This window comes from Synechococcus sp. RS9909 (genome assembly GCF_014279595.1).
GTDB lineage: Bacteria > Cyanobacteriota > Cyanobacteriia > PCC-6307 > Cyanobiaceae > Synechococcus_C.
Map to the genome: position 1 here is coordinate 169,685 of NZ_CP047943.1, position 25,520 is coordinate 195,204.

Here is a 25,520-nt window from a genome sequence, read left to right on the forward strand (position 1 = left end):
CCTAAAAACGCGCGATGATCGCCTCGGCGAAACCGCTGCAGCTCACCGGCTCCACGGCCGGTTCCATCAGCCGGGCCAGGTCGTAGGTGACCTGCTGATCCGCGATGGCGGCGCTGAGGCCCTGCGTGATCAGGTCGGCGGCCTCCTGCCAACCCAGGAACTCCAGCATCATCACGCCGCTGAGGATCACCGAGCCCGGATTGATCCGATCCAGACCAGCGTGCTTCGGCGCGGTGCCATGGGTGGCTTCAAAAATCGCCGCGTGATCGCCGATGTTGGCGCCGGGGGCCATGCCCAGGCCACCCACCACGGCGGCGGCGGCATCGGAGATGTAATCGCCGTTGAGGTTGAGCGTGGCCAGGATCGAATACTCCTGGGGCCGGGTCTGGATCTGCTGGAAGATGCTGTCGGCGATGCGGTCATCGACCAGCACCATCTGCTTCCACTGGCCGTTGCCGTGGCTGCTGCCGATCGCCGCGATCACGCCCTGCACCTCGGCATCGATCGCGGCCTTCTTCTCCGGCGTCAGGCTGTCGTAGCCCGGTTCGATCCTGCGGGCATTCGCCTGCACGCTCAGGTTGGGATCGCCCTCGAGATTGCTGAGGATCCAGCTTTCCCGCTCGGTGATGCACACGTCACGGAATTCGCTGGTGGCCAGCTCGTAGCCCCAGTCGCGGAAGGCGCCTTCGGTGAACTTCATGATGTTGCCCTTGTGCACCAGGGTCACGTGGCGCTTGTCGCCCTCCAGGCGCAGGGCGTGCTGGATCGCCTTGCGGATGTGGCGCTGACTGCCGTGCTTGCTCACCGGCTTGATGCCGATGCCTGAGCCGGCGGGGATCTGGCGCTGGCCCAGTTTGCCGTTGGCGGGGATCACCACCTCGTTGAGGTGCTTGCGCAGCTCCTGCCCCACCGGGTCATCCGCTTCCCACTCCACCCCCATGTAGATGTCTTCGGTGTTTTCCCGATACACGATCACGTCGAGATCTTCCGGGCGTTTGTGGGGGCTCGGTGTGCCGGCGTAGTAGCGACAGGGGCGCACGCAGGAATACAGATCAAAGATCTGGCGCAGCGCCACGTTCAGCGAACGGATGCCGCCACCGATCGGTGTGGTGAGCGGGCCTTTGATCGCCACCCCATAACGGCGGATCGCTTCCAGGGTGTCTTCGGGCAGGTACTGATAGGTGCCGTAGAGGTCGCAGGCCTCATCGCCGGCATACACCTTGAACCACTCGATGCGGCGCTCGCCGCCGTAGGCCTTGGCCACGGCCGCATCCAGCACCTTCTGGGTGGCGGGCCAGATGTCCACGCCGGTGCCGTCGCCGCGGATGAAGGGGATGATCGGGTCGTTGGCCACCAGCGGCTGACCGTTCTCGAAGCGGATCGGGGTGCCCTGGCTGGGGGCCGTGAGCTTCTCGAACTGAGCCATGGCACTGCGCCGCCGGGCGGCATCACATCGGGGCCGAGCCTATGACTCAGGGGGGATCCCTACAGTTCGCCCTGATCCGCTGCGCCATCGATGCCGAACCCCAGTGGTGTGTGGGTGGTGGCGGCCTGCTTCAACGAGCAGGACGTGATCACGACCTTCATCGACCGCGTGTTGGCTGTGCCCGGGGTGCACCAGCTTGTGCTGATCGATGACGGCTCCCGCGATGCCACGGTGGAGCGGATCCTGACCTGGCAGGCGCAGCACCCGGAGGCGCCGCTCACCCTGTTGGAGCTGACCCGCAACTTCGGCAAGGAGGCGGCGATGCTGGCCGGCCTGGATTACGTGGCGGGTCGCTGCGAGGCGGCGGTGCTGATCGATTCCGACCTGCAGCACCCTCCGGAGCTGATCGAGGCGATGGTGGTCGAGTGGCGTGCCGGCGCCGAGGTGGTGACCGCCGTGCGCGATGACCGCGACCAGGAATCGCGCCTGAAGGTGGCAAGCGCCTCCTGGTTTTATCGGGTGTTCAACCGGCTGGTGGATTCGATCCAGCTGCAGGAGGGGGCCGGTGACTACCGCCTGCTCGATGCTCCGGTGGTGGAGGCACTCATCCGCCTGCGCGAATCCAGTCGTTTCTCCAAAGGCCTGCTGCCCTGGACCGGCTATCGCAGCGTCGAGCTGCCCTATCAACGGGTCAGCCGGGTGGGTGGCACCACCTCCTGGAGTCCGCTCAAGCTGTTTGGCTATGCCTTCGACGGCATCTTTTCCTTCTCGGTGTTGCCCCTGAAGGTGTGGAGCGTGATCGGCGCCTGTGTGTCGCTGCTGAGCCTGATCTATGCCCTGGTGATTGTGCTCGACACCCTGCTCACCGGGGTGGATGTGCCCGGTTACGCCACCTTGAGCGTGGCGATCCTGTTTCTCGGTGGTATTCAGCTGATCGGCATCGGCGTGCTCGGGGAGTACATCGGACGGATTTATGTGGAAGCCAAGGCCCGCCCCCACTACTTCATCCGCTGCATCCACCACAGCTGAGCGTTTTCAGGCGGTCACAGCGCCTGCAGAGCACGCCACTCGCGTTGACGCCAGCTGGAGGCGGCAAACGGTTGCGACACGGCGAACCCCAACGCCTGCAGATCCGTGTCGAGGGGGGCGCCGGGGTGGGCCAGCAGCAGGGGGGCGGTTTCACCAGCCCGCTCCTGTCCGGCCAGGCGTTGCAGCTCTCGCCAGGCGGCGTTCAGCGGGGCGCCGGCCATCTGGCCGGTGAAGAGCACGCCGGCGAAGCTGCGGTTGCTGCTGAGGCCGTGGCGTCGCATCGGTCGGCGCGCCCGCTGGCTGAGCAGTTGCAGCACCAGCCACTTGAGCAGCCCGGCCTGGCGCCAGGCCTCCCACCAGCAGCGCAGGGGCAGCCCGGTGGGCAGGGGTTCAGCGGTGCTGCGCAGCCACACGATCTGCTCCCGATCGGCCACCGCCAGCAAGGTGTGCAGCACCAGAGGCACCAGATGGATGTGCTGGTGGCCATCGAGGTGGATCGGGCCAGGGCCGCGCAGTTGGCGGAAGCGGGCAATCTGGGCTGCGATCTCCTGCCCCAGCTGCTCGCTGAGGCGCCGCCGTTGGTGTGGTGGCCCCAGGGAGGCGAGCAGCCAGCGCCCGAAGGAGAGGCGCAGGTGGCCGCGTGCATCGACAAGATCGGGGATCGCCGCTGCCGGTGCCGCAGCCGGGCCCTCGGTGAGGCAGAGATGCAGACAGAGCTGCAGATCCGGTCGTTCCGCTTCCAGAGCGCTCCAGCCGGCGACGCCCGCTGCTGCCGCCGGGCCGTTCACGAGCAGGCTGGCGCCATCGAGTCGGCCGGCTTGCGCCAGCTGCAGGATCGCCCGGTTGGTGGCGTCGCTGAGGCCGAGATCGTCGGCATGGAGGCGGGGCCGGGGGGCGTTTGGATTGAGCTGGCCGCTGCGCCGTTGCAGGCTGAAGCGGGCCGCCCGCGACCAGATCAGGGCATTGAGCACGGTGGGGGTGAACACCAGCACCACCAGCTCCAGCGGTGGCGCCAGCAGACCGCCGATCACCAGCGGCAGCAGGCTGCACACCGAAAGGTTCACGCCGTATTGGAGCAGCAGCCAGCGGCGGGCGAAGCGTTCGCCGCCGGTCTCCGGTCGGAAGGTGACCTGGGCGTGGCCGAGATAGCCCGCAACGGAGGCGGCCAGGAAGGCCAGGGGGTTGGCCAGCCACACCGGCATCAACACACTGAGGCCGAGCAGCACGCCGGCGTGCACCGCGGCGGCGACGACGCCCACCAGGCCGTAAAGCCCCACACGGCTGCTGAGTGACCTGCTGCTGGTAGGCCGTGGATTCATGGTCGCAACCGTAACGGCAGCTGGCGCCGCCGGCCTGCATCCTTCACCCTGGAAGTGAGGGGGGTGTTGGGCGAGTGAATGCAGCGGAAGCGGTCGATAGCGTGGCACTGGCCCAGGCGCTCGCCTCAGCGGTGACCCTGGTGCGGCAGCAGTTCCCTGCGGCCACGGCCAACCTCAGCCCCTGGCGGGATGATCCGCTCACCCGTCGCTGGAGCGAGGAGGAGACCCTGGATCTCGCCTTCCACTTTCCCGGTTGGAGCCCGCGCCTGCAGTGCCGCAGCCTGCTGCTGCAGCTGCGCCTCAATCACAACCGGGCCCTGCTCGGGGTGTTGATGCGCGGCATGACCTACGAGGGTGAGCGCTGGCGCCTGGCCACCGTGGGCGACTGGCAACCCTCCGGACGCCACCTGCCCCAGCCCGATCGGGTGCATCAGCTGCAGCAGATCTGCCGCGACCTGCACAACCTGTTTCCGCTGGCCTCGTAACCCTTCGCAACCCTTGTGGCCGTCCGGATGGACGTGGCTTTTAAGGTTTGTCGCATTGCCGAATCGTCCCCTCCATGTCCGTCGCTCTGGCTGCCCAGCTGCGTGAAGGCACCAAGAAGTCGCACACCATGGCCGAGAACACCGGCTTTGTGAGCTGCTTCCTCAAGGGCGTCGTTGATAAGGGCAGCTACCGCACCCTGGTGGCCGACCTCTATGTGGTGTATAGCGCCATGGAAGAGGAGATGGCCCGCCTCTCCGGTCACCCCGTGCTCGCGCCGATCGCCTTCCCGGAGCTGAACCGGCGTGACGCCCTGGAGCAGGATCTCACCTATTACTACGGTTCCGACTGGGCCCAGGTGGTGAAGGCCACCCCTGCCGCCGAGGCCTATGTGGCGCGCATCCGTCAGGTGGCCCAGGACTCCCCGGAGCTGCTGGTGGGGCACCACTACACCCGCTACCTGGGCGATCTCTCCGGCGGCCAGATCCTCAAGACGATCGCCCAGAAGGCGATGAACCTGAGCGGTGATGAGGGTCTGAACTTCTACTCCTTCCCGGCCATCGCCGATGAGAAGGCCTTCAAAACCACCTATCGCGCTGCGATGGATCAGTTGCCGATCGATCAGGCCACCGCTGATCGGATTGTGGAGGAGGCCAACCATGCCTTTCACCTCAACATGACCATGTTCCAGGAGCTCGAGGGCAACCTGGTGGCCGCGATCGGCAAGGTGCTCTTCGGTTTCCTCACCCGTCGCCAGCGGGCCGGCAGCACGGAGGCCGTGGCGGCTTGATCGCCCACGCCACGATCAACTCCATCCGGGTTCTGGTGCCAGGCACCGGGACCCGCTTCCGTTGTGGGGGGTTGGCTGTGGCCCTCCAGACCGCTCGTCTGCTCGGCCGGCTCCGGCCCACCCAGGTGGTGACCTATCGGGCCCGGGAGCAGGAGCATCCCTGGCTCGAGGATCTGCTCGCCCAGGAATCGACGCCCGGCGCTGCCCTCTGGCTGGTGAGCTGGGGGTTTGATGTGCCGGCGTTGCTGGCGAAGCTTCGGGGGCGGCCCGTCGTTTATCAGGCCCACAGCAGCGGCTACGGCTTTGATCTGCCGCCGGGGGTGCCGGTGGTGGCCGTCAGTCGCAACACCCTCGGGTATTGGGGCGATCGGGCGCCGCGCAATCCCCTGTTTCTGGTGCCGAATGCGCTCGAACCGCAGTGGTTGGAGCGGGGTGCCCGCCCCGGCGCGGCAGACCGCGCTCAGGATCGGCGTCCGATCGATGTGCTGGTGCAGCAGCGCAAGAGCAGCCCCTATGTGCTGGAGCGCCTGGTGCCGGCCCTGCGGGAGCAAGGGCTCACGGTGGAGGTGCAGAGCGGTTGGGTGGACGATCTGGTGGAGTTGTTCAACAGCGCCAGCGTGGTCCTCTATGACTCGGCCGAGTATTGGCGTGGCCGCGGCGTCAGCGAAGGGTTTGGATTGCCCCCGCTGGAGGCGCTCGCCTGCGGTTGTGTGCTGTTCAGCAGCTTCAACCATGCTCTCGCCGATTGGCTCACCCCTGGTCTCACCGCCCATCAGATCGGCCAGGGGTCGCTGCAGAACGACCTGAGCCGGATTGCGGCGGCGGCAGTGATGCCGGAGCCCTGGCGTCCGCAGCCGTCCGTGCTGGAGTCCCTGCTGGCCGAGGTGTCGGAAGAGCGCTGGCTCGACCATTGGCAGCGCACCCTGGAGCAGCTCGAGCAGCTGCAGGCCCAGAACGCCCTGGGGCTTGACCCGGCCGCGGCGCTCCGCTCGCCCTCGACGCGCCGTCTGCGCTGGGAGCAGCGCCTCGATCGCCTGCGCGGCAAGGTGGCCGATCGGTTGCCTGGCTGGCCGAACCGGAGAAAACCCTGAGGGATCGGGCGGTCTAAGGTCGGCCGAGATGGATTGGGTTGGCCCTTTGCTGCGCAAACGTTGTCTGAACGCTTGGTTGCAGCACAAGGCTGATTGCTGACGGTCTTCATGCCCCTGCAAAGCCAGACCTGGAGCAATCTCAGTCAGCTGCTGCGTGCTCTGCCGCAGCGCCGGGTTCGCCTTCTGGTGCTGGTGTTGATCGCGTCCCTGTTTCAGGGGCTGCTCGATGTGTTCCTGGTGGCCTTGTTGGCCCGCCTCGTGGGGCTGTTGGCTGGAGCGCGACTCGAGGATTATCTGCCCGGCATCCGGGTGTTCGGTGGTGGTTTTCTTGATCAATCGGGCTGGCTGGTGGCCCTGTTGATTGCATCCTTCTGGTTCGCATCCGGAATTCGCTTCAGCGTTTCTCTGATGCAGAGTCTGCTGAGCGCTGAGGTGTGGAATGACCTTGTGAATATGGTGTATGCCAATTTAATGCGCCAGAACTATGAGTTTTTTATTCGTAATCGAACTGCCAATCTGTCGGAAAAATTCAATCGTATTCTCAACAGTGTGTCGACAGGGGTGATCAGCCCGTTGATTTTAATCGCCGGCAATGTGGTGTCGGTGTCGGCGCTGTTGATCGGTGTGATTGTGGTGCTCGGGTTCAAGGCCTTGGTCGTGTTTTTGTTGATGCTGGCGGCCTACGTGCTTGCGTCGCGCATTATCACTCCCTATCTGCGTTTGGCGACCAAGCAGCGCATCCGTTATGGCAGAAGAATCAATCTTCTATTGATGGAATCGTTGCGCTCCATGCGTGAAGTGCAGCTTTATTCTGCTGAAAATTATTTCGTTTCCCGGTTTGCCCATGATGGCGTGATCGCCAAGCGTTACGACCGCATCGGCCGTCTGCTTCCCGATGTGCCCCGCTTGGTGATTGAGCCTGCTGGAATCACGATTCTGTTTCTGGTGGGGATCGGCCCGGCGTTGTTCAGTGGTGATGCCGGAGCGATTCGTGATGCGGTGCCGGCTCTCTCCGCCCTTCTTGTGGCGCTATTGCGCATTTCCGGTCCGCTCCAGTCGATGTTCCGCAGTGTCAATCGTCTCCGCGGTGGTTTGCCGGAGATTGTGGATGCCTTGGAACTCCTTCGTTTGCAACCGGAGCGCTACCTGCTCTCTTCGCCGGGCGTGCCGACGCCCGAGGGCGTCATGCCCCGTCGCTTCATCCAGCTCAAGGATGTGAGCTTCAGGTATTCAGCGGATGGCAAAGAAGTGATCAGGGATGTGAATCTCACCGTGCCGATTGGGGCGCGAATTGCCCTGGTGGGTCGCACTGGTAGCGGCAAAACCACCCTGGCCCATCTCCTCCTGGGCCTGTTTCAACCCACGCAAGGAGTGTTATGCCTGGATGGGGTGGAGGTGGCGGCTCAGGAGCTCCCCGCCTGGCAGGCGAATTGTGCCTTTGTGCCTCAGAACATTCGCCTTGTGGATGGCAGTATTCGCGACAATGTGGCCTTTGGTTGTGATCCCGAAACGATTGATGATGATCGGGTCTGGAATGCCCTGGAGGCCGCCCAATTTGATGAGTATGTGGCTGGTATGACCTATGGCCTCTACACAATGATTGGTGAGAACGGCATCAAGTTGTCGGGTGGTCAGCGGCAGCGTTTGTCCTTGGCTCGGGCGTTTTTCCGCGGTGCCAAGGTGCTGGTGCTGGACGAAGCTACCAGTGCTCTTGATAACAAAACCGAGCACGACGTGATGCAGGCTCTCGACATCGTCGGTCGACGTTGTACGACGATTGTGATTGCCCATCGCCTCTCCACCGTCAAGAAGTGCGACCTGATCCATGAAATGGCGCAAGGGCGCGTGATCGCCAGCGGTGATTTCCAGCAACTGCAGGAGCGCTCGTCCTCTTTTCGTGCCATGGCTTTGATCGAGAACGGCTGAACGCTCGATGGCCGATTTCGTTGTTCTCGCCACTGCCGACTGGGACCATCCACTTTGGACGAACAAGCAACACACCGCACTTGAACTGGCCGCCCAGGGCCATCGCGTGCTGTATGTCGAGTCGCTCGGCATTCGCGCCCCTCGGGTCGGGGCAGCCGATCGCAGGCGGATCCTGCGGCGACTGCGGCGGATGTTGCAGCTGCCGCGGCAGCGGCGGGAGCGCCTGTGGGTGTGGTCGCCGCCCGTGCTCCCGGGCGGGCATGAGGGACTGGGCCTGCGCCTGAACCGGCGTCTGCTGCGCAGTGGCCTGGAGTTGGCCTGCCGTTGGCTTGGCTTCCGCCATCCGATTCTCTGGACCTACAACCCGCTCACGGGCCTGTATCTCGACATTGAGAGCTTCGATGGCAGCGTGTATCACTGCGTTGATCGGATTCAGGAGCAGCCGGGGATGCCGGTGCAGCGCCTCGAGGTGAACGAGGAGCGACTGTGCCGGGCGGTGGATGTGGTGTTCACCACCTCGCCGGAGCTGCAGACCAGTCATCTCCGCTGGAATGCGAACACCCTGATGTTCGGCAACGTGGCCGACCAGGGCCATTTCCGCCGGGCGATGAGCGGCGATCGGCCCTGCCCGCAGGCGCTGGCCACCCTCCCGCCGCCGCGGCTGCTGTTCATGGGGGCGATCGATGCCTACAAGCTCGATCTGGAGCTGCTGCTGCAGCTGGCCCGCCGCCATCCCGATTGGTCGTTGGTGCTGATCGGTCCGGTGGGTGAAACCGATCCGAGCACGGATGTGAGTGAGCTTCAGGCCTGCGCCAATGTGCATCTGATCGGCCCCCGCCCCTATGGCGATCTGCCCGACTGGCTCGCCCATGCCGATCTGGCCCTGTTGCCGCTCCAGGTGAACGGCTACACGCGCCACATGTTCCCGATGAAGTTCTTCGAATATCTGGCGTCGGGATTGCCGGTGGTGGCCACGGCCATTCCGGCGCTTCAGCCCCACGGCGATGTGGCCTGGCTCTGCCCACCGGATTCGACTGCGTTTGAGCGCGCGATCATCGCCGCCCTTGAGGGGCAGGGACCGACGCAGGAGCAGCGCCTGGCGAGGGCCGCCGCTCACACCTACGCCAGCCGCACCCGCGCCATGCTCGATCAACTCGACCTCGTGGGTCTGCTGGCGGAGGCGGAGCGCCAACAGGCAGGCCCGCTGGCGGGTTATCCAAGTCGCAGGGAGCGCTTTGGGCAATGGTGCACCGGTCTCGGATCGCAGCTGCTGGTGGCCCTGAGCCATCAACTGATGCGTCGCGGCCATCCCGAGTTGGCGCTGCGGTGTTTGCAGGGCCGTCTGTGCTGGGGCGAGGGGGATCGGATTCTGCTGGGGGGACTGGTGCTGCCGTTGGTGCGTTGCGGTGCCTACGGGCAGGCGCGGGAGGTGATGGAAACGCTCTGGCTGCGTGACGGCCATCTGGGGGAGCTCAAGCAGTTGCTGTTCCGCCGCGGCAACCGCCCCTCCGAGCGCCAGGAGCAGGTGCTGCTGTTTGAGGAGCTGGTGGGCAGCACGGTGTTGCCACTCCACGCCCGGAACTATTGCCTGGTGGTGATGGCCCATCGCTGCGTCGATCTCGATGACCAGCCCCGGATGCGTCGCTGCGTGATCGCGATTGATGCGATGGCCAAAGGGCTGGAGCAGGACCCGGGCACGCGTCTGTGCCGGCGGGCGAACCGCCGCAACCGCACCAAATTGCTGGTCTCCTGTTACGCCACCCTGCAGCGTCTGCACCTGGGCCTGCAGGATTTCGAGGCCTTGGTGGCCTTGGGCCGTCGCGCCCTGATCTTTTTCGACAGCCTCGATCTCAACCGGATCGATCCAGACACGTCCTACCGACTCACCCGCAACAGCCTGCGGGTGCTGTCGCTCAATGTGATCGAGGCCTGGCGCACGAAGGATCATGGCCTGCTCCAGCGGGCGTTGCAGTCGATGGAGCATCTGCGGGACCACTGCGAGCAGGAATGCTTCGATGGCCAGTCGGCTCAGGAAAATCACCGGGGCTTTGCCGATGCGATGGTGCAGCTCAGCCACGAGCTGGAGGCTGCGTTGCCAGGCGATGGGTTGGAGGCGGTGCGGAGCTTGCTGGTGCTGATGATCCGCAGTGAGCGGGAGTTGAGCACGGAGGAGCGTCGCCGGCGGTTCGCCGATCAGATCGAGCCGCTGTTTCGCGCCTATCTGCCCCAGTTGGAACGCTGCCGTGAGCAGCCCTTGCCATGACCAGCAACGGCCGCCGGGTGGTGCTTTACATCGACAGCCTCAAGCTGGGGGGTGCCGAGCGGGTGACGCTCACCTGGGCCCAGTGGCTGCGGGAAGCGGGCTGGCAGCCGCTGCTGCTGACGCGCAAGCCCCGCAGTTGGGATTTCTATCCGATTCCGGCCGGTGTGATCCGGGTGGTGGAGCCGACGGATGCGACCTGGATGCGTCGCCTGGGTCCTGTGGCGTTTCCGTTTCGGATCCGGCGGCTGTGCCGGTGGCTCCAACGGGAGCGCGTGGATCTGGCCATCGGTATCACCTCCCTGCCGGCGATCAAGCTGTTGTTCGCCTGCCGCGGGCTGGGTGTTCCCTGTGTCGTCTCGGAGCGCAATTATCCGCCCCTGAAGCGGATCGGCCTGATCTGGAGCGCCCTGCGCCGGCTCAGCTATCCCTGGGCGGCCCTGCACCTGGTGCAGACCCAGGCGGTGGGGCAGTGGCTGACCCAGCACCTCCGCGCCCAGCGCCAGCTGCTGCTGCCCAACCCCGTGCAGTGGCCCCTGCCCGCCTTTCATCCCCGGCTCGACCCGGAGCCATGGCTGGCGGCCGCCGGCGTCAGGTCGGATGACCCGGTGCTGCTGGCGGTGGGCACCAAGGCGGAGCAGAAGGGGTTTGACCGGCTGGTGCGCTGGTTTGGCGAGCTGGCGCCGCGCCATCCCCGCTTGCAGCTCGTGATTGTGGGCCTGGATGAGCAGCCCTATCACGGTCGTGATCAGCAGGCTGATCTCTTGGCTTTGTTGCGGGATCAGCCGGAGCTGCGATCCCGGCTTCACTTTCCCGGCCGGGTGGGCAACCTGGCGGCTTGGTATGCACGCAGCCAGATTTTTGTGTTGTCGTCTCGTTATGAGGGCTTCCCGAATGTGCTGCTGGAGGCGATGGCCGCCGGATGCTGCTGCGTGGCTGCCGATTGTCCCCAGGGGCCGGCCGATCTGGTGGACGACGGCGTGAATGGTGTGCTGCTGCCCCTGGAGACGGACGATCAGACCTGGGTGGAGCAGCTCGATCGCCTCCTGTGTACAGCGGCGAGCCGGGTCCGCTTCGGGGCCGCGGCAACGGCCGTGCGCGAGCGTTATGCGCCCACTCGCCTGCGCCGGAACCTGATGGAGGCGCTGGAGCCACTTCTGGCGAACCGGTTGGATCGACGTGGTGGCTGAGATGGACGATCACGATCGCGATGATCTCTGGTTGGTGCTGCCCCATCTCGGTCCTGGCGGGGCGCAGAAAGTGGCTGTGCTGGCGGCAGAGCACTTTCTCGCCAAGGGCTGGCGGGTGCGGATCGTCACGCTTCTGGCGGAGCCGCCTCTGGCTCACACCCTGCCGGAGACCTTGCCCTGGAGCGATCTCAGCCCTGCGGTGGAGCGGCGCTGGCGTCAACACCGGATCCGTCGCCGGGCTCATCGGTTGCTCGCCAAGCTGGTGATGGGGCCGCTTCTGGGGTTGCTGGAGCCCGTGCAGCCCCACACGACCGGCTGGCGTTCCAGGCTGCTGCGCTGGTGCGTGGAGGGGATCAGTGGGCCGCCGGCCCTGGTGCTCGCCGAACGGCTGCAGGCGCAACGGCCTCGGCGGGTCCTGGCCCTGCTCAGCCGCACCAGCATGCTCTGCTGCAGTGTCCTCTGGAACCAGCCCTGCCATCTGGTGGTGTCGGAGCGCAATGACCTCCGCCGCCAACGCCTGCCGTTTCCCTGGCCCCGGTTTCGGCGCTTGCTCTATCGCCGCGCTGATGTGCTCACCGCCAACACGGCAGGGGTGCTGGAAAGCCTGGCTCCCCTTTTCGCCGAGCGACAGCTGGCCCTGCTGCCCAATCCGCTCCCCATGCCTCGCCTCGACGCTCAGCCGGTTGGGGCGGGTGAGCGGGAGGGTCTGGTGTGCGTGGCCCGCCTGGTGCATCAGAAGGGCCTGGATGTGTTGATCGAGGCCCTGGCCTCAGGGGAAGGGGCTTTGATGACCTGGCCACTGACGCTGGTGGGGGATGGCCCGGAGCGACCGGCACTGGAGCGGCAGGTGCGCAATCGAAGGCTGGCGGAGAGGGTGCGTTTCATGGGATTCCGATCCGATCCGCAGACGTTCCTCCAGCAGGCGGCGGTCTTTGTTCTGCCGTCGCGGTTTGAGGGCATGCCCAACGCCCTGTTGGAGGCGATGGCGTTCGGTCTGGCGGTGGTGGTGACCGATGCCTCCCCCGGCCCGCTGGAGGTGGTGGATCACGGCGTCACCGGCCTGGTGGTGCCGAGTGAGCAGCCCCAGGCTCTGGCGGATGCGCTCGAGCGGCTGGCGGCGGATGCTCCCTTACGCGCCAGGCTCGGGGCAGCGGCACAGACCCGGCTGCGTCAGATGGATTGGTCGGTGGTGGGGCCGATCTGGGATCAGCTGGTGGGGGGGGCATGAGCCTGCAGCGGTTGCTGGTGTTCGCGCCGACGCGGCGAGCGGCCTCGGAAACGTTTGTGCGCGCCAACCTCGAGGGACTGCCCTGCGAGGTGGTGGCCTACTTCGGCGATGAGTGCCCCCTTGGTCAGCCCGATCGCCTCGCCTATGGCCTGGCGGTGCTGCTCAGCAAGGTGTGCACCCGGCTGGGTTGGCTGCGGCTGGCGGGTTGGCCGGCGGCTCAGGTGGCCAGGTGGTTGATGCATCGTCATCAGCCCGATCTGGTGCTGGCGGAATTCGGCTTCCATGCCGTGCGGGTGATGGAGGCCTGCCCGCGCGCCCGCGTGCCGCTGGTGGCGCATTTCCGAGGCTCCGATCTCTCGGCCGCTGGCAAATTGGGGGTGTTGCGCGGGCGTTACCGGCGGCTGATGCAGCTGGCGGCTGGCCTGATCTGCAAATCCCAGCCGATGGCCCGTACCTTGCGCGCGTTGGGGGGGGATCCACAGCGGATTCTGATCAGTGCATCGGGGGCGAATGCCGCCCTGTTCTCTGCCGGCGATGCGGCAGCAGCTCCAGCCATTGCTTTGGCGGTCGGGCGGTTTGTGGAGAAGAAAGGGCCCTTGCATACGATCCGCGCCTTTGCCCGTGTGCCCCTGGGGGAGCTGTGGATGGTGGGAGAGGGGCCCTTGCTGCCTGCGGCTCGGCGTTTGGTGGCGGAGCTCGGCCTTGAGGATCGGGTGCGGTTTCTCGGTACCCAGACCCAGGAGCAGGTGGCCGAGCTGATGCTCCGGGTGCGCGTCTTCGTGCAGCATTCCCTGGTGGCGGCTGATGGCGACAGTGAGGGCAATCCGGTGGCGGTGATGGAGGCCCAGTTGAGCGCCCTGCCGGTGGTGGCCACCCGGCATGCTGGCATCCCCGAGGTGGTGCTCGAGGGCGTTACCGGCCTGTTGGTGGAGGAGGGCGATGTGGAGGCCATGGCGCTGGCGCTGGAGCGACTGCTGGCCGAGCCGGCCCTGGCGGCTCGCCTGGGTGCGGCCGGCCGGGAGCGGGTGCTGGCCCGCTTCACCCTCGACCATCACCTGCAGGATCTGATGGCGTTCCTGGAGCGCGTCGCGGCGGACGGAGTGTGATGGCGGCACCACGCAGACTGCTGTTGATCCGCGGCCTGGGGCACAGCGGCACCACGATCCTCGATCTCGCCCTCGGCGCCCATCCCGCCATTACCGGATTGGGGGAGGCGGTGCGGCTGCTGGAAACGCCGGCGGCAGGCGACGCCCACCGCGGTCCGGCCCAGTTGCGAGGACCGTTGCGCTTTGAACGGGCCTGCACCTGTGGTGCCGTCGCCGCCGCTTGCCCTGTGTGGGGGCCGGTGCTGGCTTGGTTGCCGGCCAACGATCACCGGCCGCTGCTGGAGAAGCTGCATCACTTGCTCGATGCGCTGGCACCCGCCGAGGACGCCTGGGTGGTGGAGTCCTATCAGGACGATCGCCATCTGCCCCTGCTCAGCGATCCCTCCCTGGAGATCCGGGTGATCCATCTCACCCGCGACGTGCGCAGCTGGGTGCATTCACGGGCCCGGGATGGCCGCCGCCAAGGCCATTGGCTCCCGGGTCTGGCGCCGCTGCTGCGCTGGTGGCGCCTCAGCGCCCGCCATGAACGGCTCCTGGCACGCTGCGGCAAACCCGTGTTCCGGCTGGGTTATGAGGAGCTGGCGCTGGCACCGGAAGCGAGCCTGCGTCGCCTCTGCCGTTGGCTGGAGCTCGACTTCCACCCCGCCATGCTGCAGCCGGTGTTGCACTCCGGTAGCCACATCCTCGCCGGCAATCGGGTGCGCTTTGATGTGGAGAAAGGACGGGCGATTCACTACGACGCCGACTGGATGGGGATGGGCGCCGGGGTGGCACAGCTCGCCCTGCTCTGGCCCCCCCTGGCTCGCCTGAATCGCCGTTTGGTTTATTCCGGTTTCGCCGCCGGCCAGCGATAGATCCGGCCGTTACTCACGGCGGGATCAAACCGATAGATCGGCACAAACGAGGAAATATCGATGCCGTATTTCTCCAGTTTGTTGCCGGAGCCGATATCGAGAAAGAAGTCACCGGGGCCTGGTTGATAGAGCTGGCCGCGCTGGCGACCTTCGAGAATTCGATACTGTTTTTTGTCTGGGTCGAGATACACCAGGCGATCGAACGGCAGCCGTTTGATCGTGTCGGAATGTTTGAACCATGACTTGCTGAAAATCAGGTTCACCGGTTCACCTTTGCGGCGGGCCTTCCGCGCGACGGCATCGGCCTGATCGAGGGTGGCTTGCCAGGAGCGCTGGGTCTGGTGGATGTCGGTCCAGCGGCTCACAAAAGTCTGGGCGAAGCGATGTTCCACGATCAGCACCAGGCTGCTGAGGCCAATCGCCAGCAGGTTGATGGCCGGCCAGGACCATTGGGACTGCAGCCGGGGTTCCAGCCATGCACTCCAGAGAAAGAGCAGATCGAGCAGGGCGATCCAGTGCACCGGCAAGGCCATGTAGTTGGTGCTTTTGAAGCCCACCAGGGCAAACAGCGCTAGGCTGTAGGCCAGGGCAGCGATGTTGAGGCCATCGAGCAGCTGGAAGCGGGCTTGTTGGCGTGCGATCACCACAGCGCGGCCGATGATGAAAGCGGTGAGCGATGCCGTGCGCAGATCCAGTTCCAGGGCGGAGAAGCGCAGGCCGGCGTCATAGCGCGCATCTCCGAAGAACACACTCGGCAGCACGCTCAGACCAAGCACCGCGGCGCACCAGAGCGGAATCAGGCCGATCAGCATGGCTTCGAGCTGATAGGCCTCCAGCCAGCTTCGCCAGCCATGGCGCGACCAGCGGCGGGAAGCCTGCAGCCCTCCCAGCGAACCGGCCAGCACGGTGGCCATCGCGGGAATCACGAACAGCAGGATGGCCGTGTCTTTGGTGAAACTGCCCAGCAGCGCTGCCGCCAGCGCGATGGTGCCATCGCGGCCGTTGCGGCTGTGGAGATAGCGGCCATAGGACGTAGCGAACAACGCCAAGAACAGGGTGAGCAGCCGCTCGCTGTAGATGAACTGGAAATAGTTGTAGGCCGCGGCGGGGGTGAAGAGAAACAGCAGGCAGGCGATCCACACCAGGCTGGTGCTGCGAGTGCTTTTCGCCAGCAACAGGGTCAGTTGCACGGCAAGCACAATCGTGAGAATGAGCTCGATGGCGCTCACTGCAGACCACACCTTCACGTAGGGGGTCAGCCAGCTGAGGAGATGAAGATCCTGATGGGCGAGAGGAAAGAAACGGAAATCGTTGCGTCCCATCGATTCGCTGATGAAGGAATCACGCAACGAGAAATTGGAAAGCAGCAAGCCGGTGTTGACGTCGTCAAACCAGGTGAGAATTTCCTTGTAGAACCAACTGCTCTCGCTGATCATCACGAGGGCGTAGGCGATCAGCAGCACCGACGGCAGGGGGTGGCGGCGAATCGCCCGCAGGATGGTTGGGACGGGCGAACGCCAGGTCCAGGATTCCGAACGGATCAGCAGGGCGATGCTGAGGAGGACCACGCCGATGAACAGACCGTGGGCCCAGTCGTTGTAGGTCTGCAGCAGCTGGCCGCCTGCCGGGGAAAGAGCAGGCGGCAGCAGCGTTCTATTGCCGATCAGCCAGGCCCAGGCGACCAGGCCCAGCAGGCTTAGCAGTGCTGAGACGATTGCCAGGCCCAGCCAATAGCGCTTGAACTGCTGCAGCGTCATCGCCTTGTCACTGTTTGCGGTAGATCCTGCCGTTGTGCAGCGTCGGTGCGTAGCGGTAGATCAGGCTGTAGTCGCCCGGCTTCGGTGCCGTGAAGTCGCGTGAGTCACGGTCGATGTTGATCAGCAGGTCACCCGGTTTGGGTGTGTAGGTATCTCCTTCGCCGATGCCATCTTCCACGGTGTAAGTGCCCTCGTCCGGATCACGAATGATCAGGCGGTCGTAGGGCAGGCGGCCAAGATGGCGTTTACGCGAAAACCAGGTGGTGCGATTGCGAATGATGTTGACGTCATCACCGTTGGCTTTTTGCTCGCGAGCCAGGCTCTCCAGCCTGGTGTAGGTCTGTTGCCAGGAGTCCTGGCGGCTTTTCATGTTGGCGACGGTGTTGAAAAACGAGAAGCCGGCCAGGTGCTCCAGGCTGATCCAGCCCAGGCAAGCGACGACACCGATCGCTCCCGTAAGGCCCGGGCTGGAGCGCTGTTGCAATGTTGGGGCGATCGCTTCTGACCAGATCCAGAGCGCGTCGAGAACGGTGATCAGTTGGATCGGCAGGGCGAGATAGCTGCTGCTCTGCCAGCCGATCAGCCAAAACAGGGCAGCGCCATAGAGCAGGGCGGCGATGTTGAGACCATCGAGCAGATTGGCCTGGATCCGACCAAGGGCGATCCCTAGAGCGCGCCAGGCCGTGAAGCTGCTGATCAGCCAGAAACGCCAGTCGGGCCGAAAGATGAATTCACCACCTTTGTTGTAGGCCCCTTTCGCGGCATAGGTGCTGGGCAGCAACGAAAGCACGATGTAGAAGCACACAAACACCAGCGTCAGCGAACAAAGCCAGAGCTCCAGCCGGTAGTGCTTGGCCAGGGTGCCGGTGTTGGTGAGACTGAAGCGCGGGTATCCCTCCATCCTGCCGAGGCTGCCAAGGACCAGGGTGATCAAGGGCGGGGCGATGAACAGCACAATGGCGATGTCTTTGATGAAGATGCCGATCAGGCCGAACAGAATCGTGCTGTAAAACGAAGCCTGAGATTTGCTGAGTTGGTAGTGGAGATAACTGGCGAAATAAAGGCAGAAAAGAAAGGTGAGCAGGCGTTCGCTGTAGGTGAATTGAAAGAAGGCGGTGCCTGTGCTGGGCTGGAACAGCAACAGCAGGCTGGTGATCATCAACAGGGCCGGAATGGCGACGCGACCGGTGATGCGTCGGATGAAGCGCGCACTGAGCACCACGATCGCGAACAGCTCGGCCGCACTCACCAGCATCCACACCTTCACATAGGCGGTGAACCAGCTGAGAACGTGGAGATCCTGATGAGCGAGGGGAAAGAAACGGAAATCGTCCCGTTTCATCGTCTCTCGCAGGAAGTCCTGGCGGAAGCTGAAGTTGTTGAGAAGATGGTCGGCGATCACGTCCTTGTACCAACCCACGAGCTCTGGATAAAACCAGCTGGTGCCCTGCACCATGGCCACGGTGTAGCCGGCCCAGAGTGCGAGCACGAGGGGATGGGAGCGGGCCCAGCGCCAGGGTGTCAACGGTTCGGAGGTGTCGGGGGCGCGGCGGATCAACGCCACCAGCGTGATCACGGCGACGGCGAGCAGAACGAGAAACACGTCGTGGCTGGAGCCGCTGTAGTGCTTCAGCAGTTGTTTGCCCGCATCGGAACTGGGATCAGGCAGCAGTGACCGGTTCTGCAGCAGCCAGATCCAGACGCCCAGCCCCAGGCCGCTGACGACCGCCAGCACGCTGTTGATCCAGGCCAGGGGTGAGGTCATCGAATCGCCAGGGCCGGCAGGTTCTTCACCAAATGATCCACGGCCTTGAGCTGACTGAGGAAAGGCTCGAGCTGTTCCAGGGGCAGGGCGCTGGGGCCGTCGCAGCGGGCCTGGTCGGGATCGGGATGGGATTCGAGGAACAGACCGGCCAGGCCTACGGCCATGCCGGCGCGGGCCAGTTCCAGCACCTGGCTGCGGCGCCCACCGGAGGCGGCACCGCCCGGGTCGCGGCACTGCAGGGCGTGGGTCACATCGAAGATCAGGGGCAGGTCGTTGCAGCAGCGCTTCATCACCCCAAAGCCGAGCATGTCGACCACGAGATTGTCGTAACCGAAGTTGCTGCCCCGCTCGCAGATCAGCAGCCGTTCGTTGCCGCATTCGCGGAACTTCTCCACCACATTCGCCATCTGCGAAGGGCTGAGGAACTGGGGCTTTTTGATGTTGATCACCGCGCCGGTGCGGGCCATCGCCTCCACCAGATCGGTCTGACGGGCGAGGAAGGCGGGCAGCTGAATGATGTCGCACACCGCGGCGGCCGGTGCGGCCTGCTCTGGCGTGTGCACATCGGTGATCACGGGGATGCCGTGGCGGGCTTTCACCGCCTGCAGCATCGCCAGGCCCTCGTTGAGGCCGGGGCCGCGATAGGAGTGGATCGAAGAGCGGTTGGCTTTGTCAAAGGAGGCTTTGAACACCAGCGGGATGTCGAGGCGTTCGCACACCGCTTTGTAGTGGCCGGCCACCTCCAGGGCGAAGTCGCGCGACTCGAGCACGTTGACGCCGCCGATCAGCACGAAGGGGGCGTCGTTGGCGAAGCTGAGGGTGCCGAGGGCGACCTGCTGGGCGGCCATGCACAAGGAACGGACGGCCGGAAGCCTAGGCCGGCTGCGGCGAGCAGCCGTAACCTGCGCCCCAACCTGTGCGGCTGGCTGTGGTGGTGACTCCGATCCCGATCTTCATCGGCTACGACCCGCGCGAGCGGGCCGCCACCAATGTGCTGATCGACAGCCTGGTGCAACACAGCTCGATGCCCCTGGCGATCACACCACTGGTGACGCCCCAGCTGGAGGCCCAGGGGTTGTATCGGCGCGAGCGCGACCCGAAACAGAGCACGGCGTTTTCGTTCACCCGCTTTCTGGTGCCCCACCTGATCGGCTACGAGGGCTGGGCGATGTTCATGGACTGCGACATGCTCTGCCGCGGCGACATCGCGGCGCTGTGGCAGCAGCGCGATGACCAGTACGCCGCCATGTGCGTGCAGCACGAGCACGTGCCCGGCGAAACGGTGAAGTTCCTCGGTGAGGTGCAGAGCGCCTATCCGAAAAAGAATTGGAGCTCCCTGATGCTGCTCAACGGCAGCCGCTGCACCAAGCTCACGGTGGACTATGTGAACACCGCGTCGGGCCTCGAGCTGCACCGGTTCCACTGGTTGGAGGGCGATCACGAGATCGGTGCCCTCGATTCCGGTTGGAATCATCTGGTGGATGTGCAGGACGCCGATGGCGCCGCCGCTGCCTCGCTGCTGCACTGGACCCTGGGCGGACCCTGGTTCCGGGAGCAGCGGCGCATGGGCGGTGGGCTGGCGGCGGAATGGTTCGGCGCCCGCGATGACGCCATGAGGCTCTGGGACTGATGGGCATGCAACCCTCCATCCAACGCACCGTCGTGGCCGTGCCGGCCCGGCTGCAGTCGTCTCGCCTGCCGGGCAAGGTGCTGGCGGAGATCGGCGGCAAGCCCATGCTCCAGCGGGTGCTGGAGCAGTGCGCCAAGGCGACGGGGCCGGCTGCGGTGGTGCTCTGCACCGACAGCCCGCAGCTCAAGCAACTGGCCGAAGGCTGGGGCTTTCCCGTGCTGATGACCTCGCCGCACTGCAGTTCCGGCAGTGAGCGGATCGCCTCGGTGGCTGAGCTGCTGGTGGCCCTGGCCTGGGATGTGCCAGCTGCCGACGGGGACGACGCCAGCCGTCAGCAGCGGCTGGCGAGCACGGCGGTGATCAATGTGCAAGGCGATCAGCCCTTTCTGGATCCGGCGGTGGTGACGGCGATGGACGCGGAATTCCGTCGCCGTGACCCAGTGCCGGCGGTTGTGACGCCGGTGTATCGGCTCCAGCCGGACACCATCCACAACCCGGCGGTGGTCAAGACCCTGCTGGCCCACGACGGCCGCGCCCTTTATTTCTCCCGCTCGGCGATCCCCCATGTGCGCGATGTGGATCCGGCTGATTGGCATCACCACAGTCCCTACTGGGGCCATGTGGGCCTCTACGGCTTCCGCGGTGATGTGCTGGCGGCCTGGCACCTGCTGCCGATGTCACCGCTGGAGGATCTGGAGCGGCTGGAGCAGTTGCGCCTGATCGAAGCGGGCCACACGATCAGCACCTTCCCGGTGGAGGGCACCTCCCTCTCGGTCGACACGCCCGAGCAGCTGGAGCAGGCGCGGCAGCTGGCGGCTCAGGGCTGAGGCCTCAGCTGTTGCACCAACGGCTGGTAGTGGGCCACAGCTGTTGGAGATCAAGGTTGGGTAGCGCCTGCTGTGCCCGCTTGAGATCGTCGGCGTGTTGGCGACCCATCTCCGCCAGCAGGTCATCGGGAATCACCGTCTTGGTCGCACTCACGTTCACCTTCTCGCCCCAGGCGGGTTCCTGGAAAGGGATGCCCAGGAAGTGGCAGAGCTCTGAGTAGGTGGGTGTTGTGAACAGGGTTTCGAACAGGCCAACAAAGCAGTGCTCCAAGCCAAAGGCCTGATCGAGAGCATCGAGGGTCTGGCCGTAGTCGCTGCGCAGCCCCCGCCCTTTGGCGACCCGTTGGCGCAGGGCGGCCACTTCCGATGCCGCATCGCGGCGCCCCTGCTTGCGCAGTTTCATGCGTTGGCTGGAGATCAGCCGCTCGATCGGATCGCGCATCAGAAACACGGGCCGCACCGGAATGCCTCGCTGCGCGAAGGCGGCGCGGATCTCGCCCAGGGTGGCGGCGCTGAGCAGGGCATAGGCGGGGGTGATGTCGCCGGTGAGCCGCACCGGACCGCTGCGCAGGCGGGGGCGTTGCAGCAGCCAGCTGAAGTAGTCGACGTAGCGCTGCGGCTTGCGGATGAACCACTGGCGCAGCCAGCTGCGGGGCTGAATCCAGCTGCCGGGGCGGCGGATGTCGACGTCGAGGCGTCGGAAGCGGGCCAGTTCGGGCACCGTGCGCGCGTCATACACGTGGTATTCCTTCAGCACGCCGAAATCGGCGTCGGGGCGGCTGTGCAGCTGCTGATGCAGCCAGGAGGTGCCCGCCTTCTGGGCGCCGACGCCGAGCAGGAACACGCCCGGATGGGCGCTGTTGTCAGTCATTGCGATCTCTCCAGCCGTGGCGTTGCAGGCTCTGCCACGCGCCGCGGGCCTGCAGGATCCGCTCCGCCAGCTCCCGCACGGCGCCGTGGCCGCCGCGGCGGTGAAGCACGGCATCGGCCTGGCGGCGCAGGGGCCGGGCCGCATCCACCGGTGCCAGCAGCAGGCGCACCTGCTGGCGCACGGCCAGGTCGTTGAGGTCATCGCCGAGGAAGGCGGTGGTGGCGCTGGTCACGCCGAGCTGCTGTTGCAGCTGCGCCAGGGCCACGGGCTTGTCCTTGATGCCCACCAGGCAATGGGTGATGCCCAGTTGGCGGGCCCGCATCTCGGTGGCGCCGCCCTTGCCGCCGCTGAGGAAGGCCAGCTGTAGGCCCGCCTGCTGCAGCAGGCGGATGCCGAGGCCATCGCGCACGTCAAAGCGCTTCTGCAGCTGCCCTGCCGGATCGAACCAGAGGCCGCCGTCGGTGAGCACGCCATCCACATCGAGCACCAACAGCTCCAGGGCCGCCAGGGCCGGCCGTTGCTGGCGCCATTGCCATTCGCGCAGGAGGCGTCGCATCAGGCCAGCCCCGCCTGCACCAGATCGTGCAGCCGCAGCAGCCCCTGCAGCCGGTCGCTGGTATCCACCACCGGCAGCACCCCGATCGGTTTGCGCCGGTTGTGTTCCATGCGCTGCAGCGCCTCCACCGCCAGCAGATCGGCGGCCACGGTGATCGGATCGGCGGTCATCAGGTCGGCGGCGGTGAGGCTGGCCCAGCGCTCGCTGCCGTGGTTGCGCAGGGCGCGACGCAGGTCGCCGTCGGTGATCAGGCCGATCAATCGGCCCGCCTGCTGGGGATCCTCCACCCAGCCGCTGCCGATCGCCCCCTGGGTGAGGCGGCCAATCACCTCGGGCAGAGGGGTGGTGGGCCGGAGAGGAGCCAGTTGGGCTGCGGGCACCATCAGGTCGGCCACGGTCATGGTGAGCTGTTTGCCCAGGGAGCCGGCCGGGTGGTTGAGGGCGAAATCGGCGGGGGAGATGCCGCGCCGCTCCATCCACACCGCCGCCAGGGCATCACCGATCGCCATCGCCACCGCCGTGCTGGCGGTGGGGGCGAGGTTGAGGGGGCACACTTCCCGATCCACCGAGGCCTCCAGCACCACGTCGCTGCCGCGGGCGAGGGAGGACTCAGCCCGACCCACCAGGGCGATGCGGGCGGTGCCGCGCCGCTTCAGGTGGGGCAGCACCTCCAGCAGTTCGCTGGTTTCGCCGCTGTTGGAGAGCAGCAGGCAGACGTCGTCGGGGGCCACCACCCCTAGATCGCCGTGCAGGGCATCGAGGGGGTTGAGGTAGAGGGCCATCAGGCCGATCGAGGAGAAGGTGGCGGCGATCTTGCGCGCCACGATGCCGCTCTTGCCCACGCCGGTGATCACCAACTTGGCCTTGCGGTCGGCGCAGCGTTCGAGCAGGGCAAGGGCCCCTTCCACCTGCTCACCGCTCAGGCGTTCAGCGGCGGCGGCGATGGCGGCCGCCTCTTCCTGCAGACAACGGGTGAGGGCAGACAAGGCGGTGCCGGTAAGGTCGAACCGATTCTGCGGCTTGAACCGGCCCGGACACCATGGCACTGCGGGGCGCGGGATTGATGCGAGAGCGTTGGCGCCGCGTTCTCGGTGGCTTGCTGCCCGGCGTTGAGCGCCAGCCCACGCTTGCGTTGGATTCGTCGGGTCCGCGGCGCCTGGTGGGTTATCTCGGCGACAAGGACTGGAGCTTGAGCTTCATCTGGAAGGACCTGATTGCAACCCAGGCGATGGAGGGGCTGGATTGCCTGCAAGCGTTGGATCCAGAGCAACTCAAGGACGCTTGCCGGGGTGCTGATGCCCATGTGCTGGTGCTGTCGCACGGCCATCTGAAGACGGTGCTGCAGGCGGGTGTGCCGCCGGAGCGGGTGCTGCTGTATTTCGACCACGTGCGCCTTGGCAAGCGGCTGCGCGGTTTGCAGGGGCTCGGCGCGGTGCTCGCCCAGAACTGGTTTGAGCTGGAGCTGCTGGCGATCGCTGGCGCCCAACCGGAGACGCTGCATCACTTCCCGGTGGGTGTGGATCGGCGACTCTTTTATCCCCCTGAAGCCCAGGGCGACACCTCTGTCGTTCCGCCTCGCTCGCTTGATGTGGTGTTTCTCGGCCAATACGTGCCAGAACGGGTGGCGAGTTACCACCGGCGCAAGCGGATCGCCTTGGAAGCCGACCTGGCCTCGGCCTTGGTGGAGGCTGGGCTGAGGGTGGCGATTCTCGGTCCGGGCTGGGAGGGCGCGGAGCATCGTTTGCATCCCGATGTGCAGTGCCTGGATCTCCCCCATGCCGACTTCGGGGCGCTGTTGCGCTCCGCCCGGTTGGTCTGTTCGGTGTCGGCGCAGGAGGGCGGGCCGCTGTCGTTTCTGGAGGGTCTGGCCTGCGGTTGCCTGATGGTGTCCACGATGACGGGGTTTGCCCTCGATTTCCCCTCAGGAACCGATGGCGTCTGGCACGTGCCCCTGCGAGCTCCGCTGCAGGCGTGGCTGGAGCGCATTCAGACGGTTCTGGCCGAGGCGCAACCGCAGCTCGCTCCGCTCAGTGCGGGTCGGGAGCAGTTGCTGCAGGAGGCCGACTTTGAGGTGCTGGCGGCCAAGCTCGTGGGCCTGTGCTGGGGGGAGGTTCGCTGATGGATAAGGCCATGGCGGTGCTGAGGCGTGCCACGACGCTGGTGGAGCGGATGGCGGGGCCGCGCACCACGCAGCGGTTGCTGTTGGTGACGGTGCGTGGCACCTCCTTCTGGCCTCAAGGTGCGCTGCTCGGGGCCCGTCTCTGCGCCAAGAACAATTGGTTCAGCACCTCGATCGCCATCGGCTCCCTTGGCCTGAAGCGACGACCGATGTGGCCCGAGTTGCGTCTGGTGGTGGCCGATTCCTGCCTCGCCGCCGGCGAGCCGGCGTTGGCGCTGGAGCACGCCCAGGCCCTGATCGGGGTGGACCCCGATGGCTTTGACGGCTATCACATCGCCAGTGAGAGCCTGCTGTTGCTGGGGCGGGCGCAGGAATCGATCGCCCTCTTGGAGCAGGGGCTGCAGCGCTGCGCTGATTCAACGCAAGGTGGACGCTCTCGCCACGTGCAGCGCCATCTGCAGGCCTATGCCCGGCGCGCGTGGTGTCCCTTGTATGACCTTTGGACACAGTCGGTATTGGTGGAGGCGTCCCCGGAGATCGAGCTGGCCAAGCCTCTGGGCGCGCCGCTGCGCTGGCGACCCCAGGCCATCCAGTACTGGAGTCAGGGGCAGCCGCCGGCGGATGTGGCGGCCTACACCGAGCGCTGGAATCGGGTGCTGGCCGGCCTTGGGTTGGATCCAGTCGACGTGTTTGACCGCTCGGCGGCCCGGTCATGGATGGCCAGCCATTGCAACGACTTTCTGGTCTCGTTTGACTCGGCACCCCATTACGCCGCCGAATCGGATGTGTTCCGCCTGGCCTATGCCTCGGTGGCCGACTGCCTCTGGCTCGACAGCGATCTGCTCCCGGCCGAGAGTGCAGCTGCCGTCTTGGAGCGGGCCCTGGGCGAGGAGGCCAGCCTGCTGTTTCTCAAGCGCAAGGTGCCCTATCTGCAGAGCAGCGTGTTCATGGCCAGGCGGGGCTGTCCTTTCTTTGCGGCGATGGCCCGAAGCCTGCAGGGTTTCAACTACGCCAGCCCCGAGTTCGCCGGTGTCAGCCGTCTGCATCTGATCCACGACCTCTCTTTCGGTCCGGCCCGCTATGCCGACACACTGATGCAGCTCTGCGAGCAGCATCAACCGGTGCAGGCTTGTCATGACCAGCTGCCTTGGCTGCAACAAATGCGCTTTCCGCAGTTTTCCCTGTCCTTCTTCAGTGGACCGCTGCTCGTGGCGGGAGGTGGCCATCGTTTGGCGTACAAAACCACGGCAAGCCACTGGAAGGTGTGGGCGCGGCAGCAGGAGGGCCCGTAGG

The 25,520-nt window shown here is 65.7% G+C and carries 22 protein-coding genes; 14 read left to right on the top strand and 8 right to left on the bottom strand.

Annotated elements, in window-relative coordinates; genetic code table 11:
- Window position 1: 1 nt before the first annotated feature.
- Window positions 2–1,426, bottom strand: coding sequence for an NADP-dependent isocitrate dehydrogenase (locus SynRS9909_RS00885; protein WP_007100964.1), 1,425 nt, complete (start codon window positions 1,424–1,426; stop codon window positions 2–4).
- 90 nt (window positions 1,427–1,516) lie between these two features.
- Between SynRS9909_RS00885 and SynRS9909_RS00890 the strand changes: the two genes are divergently transcribed.
- Window positions 1,517–2,455, top strand: a complete 939-nt coding sequence (locus tag SynRS9909_RS00890; RefSeq protein WP_007100963.1) for a glycosyltransferase family 2 protein — start codon at window positions 1,517–1,519, stop codon at window positions 2,453–2,455.
- Window positions 2,456–2,469: 14 nt separating this feature from the next.
- Here the strand turns inward: SynRS9909_RS00890 and SynRS9909_RS00895 are convergent, their stop codons facing one another.
- Entirely contained in the window at window positions 2,470–3,774 is a 1,305-nt protein-coding gene (locus SynRS9909_RS00895) for a ChbG/HpnK family deacetylase (protein ID WP_050752459.1), read from the bottom strand.
- Window positions 3,775–3,848: 74 nt separating this feature from the next.
- On the opposite strand from SynRS9909_RS00895, the gene SynRS9909_RS00900 reads away from it, so the two are divergent.
- From SynRS9909_RS00900 to SynRS9909_RS00940, 9 genes are all read left to right on the top strand, one after another.
- A complete protein-coding gene (locus SynRS9909_RS00900) occupies window positions 3,849–4,259 on the top strand; it encodes a hypothetical protein (RefSeq protein WP_007100961.1) in 411 nt (136 codons plus the stop codon).
- Window positions 4,260–4,333: 74 nt separating this feature from the next.
- A complete protein-coding gene (locus SynRS9909_RS00905) occupies window positions 4,334–5,047 on the top strand; it encodes a heme oxygenase (biliverdin-producing) (protein WP_007100960.1) in 714 nt (237 codons plus the stop codon).
- Window positions 5,048–5,082: 35 nt separating this feature from the next.
- Window positions 5,083–6,138: a glycosyltransferase gene (locus SynRS9909_RS00910; RefSeq protein WP_370587885.1), complete on the top strand. Its 1,056-nt coding sequence runs from the start codon at window positions 5,083–5,085 to the stop codon at window positions 6,136–6,138.
- 108 nt (window positions 6,139–6,246) lie between these two features.
- The gene (locus tag SynRS9909_RS00915; protein WP_007100958.1) at window positions 6,247–8,064 is read left to right on the top strand and encodes an ABC transporter ATP-binding protein; all 1,818 of its coding nucleotides are present in this window, start codon (window positions 6,247–6,249) and stop codon (window positions 8,062–8,064) included.
- 7 nt (window positions 8,065–8,071) lie between these two features.
- Window positions 8,072–10,327 (top strand): glycosyltransferase, encoded by a 2,256-nt coding sequence (locus tag SynRS9909_RS00920; RefSeq protein ID WP_007100957.1) that lies wholly within the window; start codon window positions 8,072–8,074, stop codon window positions 10,325–10,327.
- The gene (locus SynRS9909_RS00925) at window positions 10,324–11,514 is read left to right on the top strand and encodes a glycosyltransferase (RefSeq protein ID WP_007100956.1); all 1,191 of its coding nucleotides are present in this window, start codon (window positions 10,324–10,326) and stop codon (window positions 11,512–11,514) included. Before SynRS9909_RS00920 ends, SynRS9909_RS00925 begins: the two co-directional genes overlap by 4 nt.
- Before the next feature lies 1 nt (window position 11,515).
- The gene (locus SynRS9909_RS00930; protein ID WP_038001732.1) at window positions 11,516–12,742 is read left to right on the top strand and encodes a glycosyltransferase; all 1,227 of its coding nucleotides are present in this window, start codon (window positions 11,516–11,518) and stop codon (window positions 12,740–12,742) included.
- Window positions 12,739–13,848 carry a glycosyltransferase gene (locus SynRS9909_RS00935; RefSeq protein ID WP_007100954.1) on the top strand — a complete coding sequence of 370 codons (1,110 nt, stop codon included), beginning with the start codon at window positions 12,739–12,741 and terminating at the stop codon, window positions 13,846–13,848. Before SynRS9909_RS00930 ends, SynRS9909_RS00935 begins: the two co-directional genes overlap by 4 nt.
- Window positions 13,848–14,702 carry a sulfotransferase gene (locus tag SynRS9909_RS00940; protein ID WP_007100953.1) on the top strand — a complete coding sequence of 285 codons (855 nt, stop codon included), beginning with the start codon at window positions 13,848–13,850 and terminating at the stop codon, window positions 14,700–14,702. Before SynRS9909_RS00935 ends, SynRS9909_RS00940 begins: the two co-directional genes overlap by 1 nt.
- Here the strand turns inward: SynRS9909_RS00940 and SynRS9909_RS00945 are convergent.
- The 3 genes from SynRS9909_RS00945 to kdsA are packed head-to-tail and all read right to left on the bottom strand — an operon-like array spanning window position 14,672 to window position 19,072.
- Window positions 14,672–16,459, bottom strand: a complete 1,788-nt coding sequence (locus SynRS9909_RS00945) for a hypothetical protein (RefSeq protein ID WP_007100952.1) — start codon at window positions 16,457–16,459, stop codon at window positions 14,672–14,674. The two genes, SynRS9909_RS00940 and SynRS9909_RS00945, sit on opposite strands and share 31 nt — an antisense overlap.
- 7 nt (window positions 16,460–16,466) lie before the next feature.
- Window positions 16,467–18,224, bottom strand: a complete 1,758-nt coding sequence (locus tag SynRS9909_RS00950) for a hypothetical protein (protein ID WP_007100951.1) — start codon at window positions 18,222–18,224, stop codon at window positions 16,467–16,469.
- On the bottom strand, window positions 18,221–19,072 hold the full coding sequence (kdsA, locus tag SynRS9909_RS00955) for a 3-deoxy-8-phosphooctulonate synthase (protein WP_007100950.1): 852 nt from the start codon (window positions 19,070–19,072) through the stop codon (window positions 18,221–18,223). Before kdsA ends, SynRS9909_RS00950 begins: the two co-directional genes overlap by 4 nt.
- Before the next feature lie 83 nt (window positions 19,073–19,155).
- Here kdsA and SynRS9909_RS00960 point away from each other — a divergent pair, with 83 nt between their 5' ends.
- Complete coding sequence (locus tag SynRS9909_RS00960; RefSeq protein WP_370587886.1) at window positions 19,156–19,854, top strand: hypothetical protein; 699 nt, start codon at window positions 19,156–19,158, stop codon at window positions 19,852–19,854.
- Window positions 19,854–20,681 (top strand): 3-deoxy-manno-octulosonate cytidylyltransferase, encoded by an 828-nt coding sequence (kdsB, locus tag SynRS9909_RS00965; protein WP_007100948.1) that lies wholly within the window; start codon window positions 19,854–19,856, stop codon window positions 20,679–20,681. The genes SynRS9909_RS00960 and kdsB overlap by 1 nt, the downstream gene beginning before the upstream one ends.
- 4 nt (window positions 20,682–20,685) lie before the next feature.
- Here the strand turns inward: kdsB and SynRS9909_RS00970 are convergent, their stop codons facing one another.
- Genes SynRS9909_RS00970 through SynRS9909_RS00980 form a run of 3 tightly spaced genes read right to left on the bottom strand, consistent with a single transcriptional unit; the run spans window position 20,686 to window position 23,094 of the window.
- Entirely contained in the window at window positions 20,686–21,552 is an 867-nt protein-coding gene (locus SynRS9909_RS00970; protein WP_007100947.1) for a sulfotransferase, read from the bottom strand.
- A complete protein-coding gene (locus tag SynRS9909_RS00975; RefSeq protein WP_007100946.1) occupies window positions 21,545–22,108 on the bottom strand; it encodes an HAD family hydrolase in 564 nt (187 codons plus the stop codon). The genes SynRS9909_RS00970 and SynRS9909_RS00975 overlap by 8 nt, the downstream gene beginning before the upstream one ends.
- Entirely contained in the window at window positions 22,108–23,094 is a 987-nt protein-coding gene (locus SynRS9909_RS00980) for an SIS domain-containing protein (protein ID WP_007100945.1), read from the bottom strand. The genes SynRS9909_RS00975 and SynRS9909_RS00980 overlap by 1 nt, the downstream gene beginning before the upstream one ends.
- 53 nt (window positions 23,095–23,147) lie before the next feature.
- On the opposite strand from SynRS9909_RS00980, the gene SynRS9909_RS00985 reads away from it, so the two are divergent.
- Entirely contained in the window at window positions 23,148–24,227 is a 1,080-nt protein-coding gene (locus tag SynRS9909_RS00985; RefSeq protein WP_038000951.1) for a glycosyltransferase, read from the top strand.
- Window positions 24,227–25,519 (top strand): hypothetical protein, encoded by a 1,293-nt coding sequence (locus tag SynRS9909_RS00990; RefSeq protein WP_162858303.1) that lies wholly within the window; start codon window positions 24,227–24,229, stop codon window positions 25,517–25,519. Before SynRS9909_RS00985 ends, SynRS9909_RS00990 begins: the two co-directional genes overlap by 1 nt.
- Window position 25,520 lies beyond the last annotated feature (1 nt).

Coding starts and splice junctions, on each gene's coding strand:
- SynRS9909_RS00885 (WP_007100964.1), bottom strand. CDS start 1,426: ATGGCTCAGTTCGAGAAGCTCACGGCCCCCAGCCAGGGCACCCCGATC.
- SynRS9909_RS00890 (WP_007100963.1), top strand. CDS start 1,517: ATGCCGAACCCCAGTGGTGTGTGGGTGGTGGCGGCCTGCTTCAACGAG.
- SynRS9909_RS00895 (WP_050752459.1), bottom strand. CDS start 3,774: ATGAATCCACGGCCTACCAGCAGCAGGTCACTCAGCAGCCGTGTGGGG.
- SynRS9909_RS00905 (WP_007100960.1), top strand. CDS start 4,334: ATGTCCGTCGCTCTGGCTGCCCAGCTGCGTGAAGGCACCAAGAAGTCG.
- SynRS9909_RS00915 (WP_007100958.1), top strand. CDS start 6,247: ATGCCCCTGCAAAGCCAGACCTGGAGCAATCTCAGTCAGCTGCTGCGT.
- SynRS9909_RS00920 (WP_007100957.1), top strand. CDS start 8,072: ATGGCCGATTTCGTTGTTCTCGCCACTGCCGACTGGGACCATCCACTT.
- SynRS9909_RS00925 (WP_007100956.1), top strand. CDS start 10,324: ATGACCAGCAACGGCCGCCGGGTGGTGCTTTACATCGACAGCCTCAAG.
- SynRS9909_RS00930 (WP_038001732.1), top strand. CDS start 11,516: ATGGACGATCACGATCGCGATGATCTCTGGTTGGTGCTGCCCCATCTC.
- SynRS9909_RS00935 (WP_007100954.1), top strand. CDS start 12,739: ATGAGCCTGCAGCGGTTGCTGGTGTTCGCGCCGACGCGGCGAGCGGCC.
- SynRS9909_RS00940 (WP_007100953.1), top strand. CDS start 13,848: ATGGCGGCACCACGCAGACTGCTGTTGATCCGCGGCCTGGGGCACAGC.
- SynRS9909_RS00945 (WP_007100952.1), bottom strand. CDS start 16,459: ATGACGCTGCAGCAGTTCAAGCGCTATTGGCTGGGCCTGGCAATCGTC.
- SynRS9909_RS00950 (WP_007100951.1), bottom strand. CDS start 18,224: ATGACCTCACCCCTGGCCTGGATCAACAGCGTGCTGGCGGTCGTCAGC.
- kdsA (WP_007100950.1), bottom strand. CDS start 19,072: ATGGCCGCCCAGCAGGTCGCCCTCGGCACCCTCAGCTTCGCCAACGAC.
- kdsB (WP_007100948.1), top strand. CDS start 19,854: ATGGGCATGCAACCCTCCATCCAACGCACCGTCGTGGCCGTGCCGGCC.
- SynRS9909_RS00970 (WP_007100947.1), bottom strand. CDS start 21,552: ATGACTGACAACAGCGCCCATCCGGGCGTGTTCCTGCTCGGCGTCGGC.
- SynRS9909_RS00975 (WP_007100946.1), bottom strand. CDS start 22,108: ATGCGACGCCTCCTGCGCGAATGGCAATGGCGCCAGCAACGGCCGGCC.
- SynRS9909_RS00985 (WP_038000951.1), top strand. CDS start 23,148: ATGGCACTGCGGGGCGCGGGATTGATGCGAGAGCGTTGGCGCCGCGTT.
- SynRS9909_RS00990 (WP_162858303.1), top strand. CDS start 24,227: ATGGATAAGGCCATGGCGGTGCTGAGGCGTGCCACGACGCTGGTGGAG.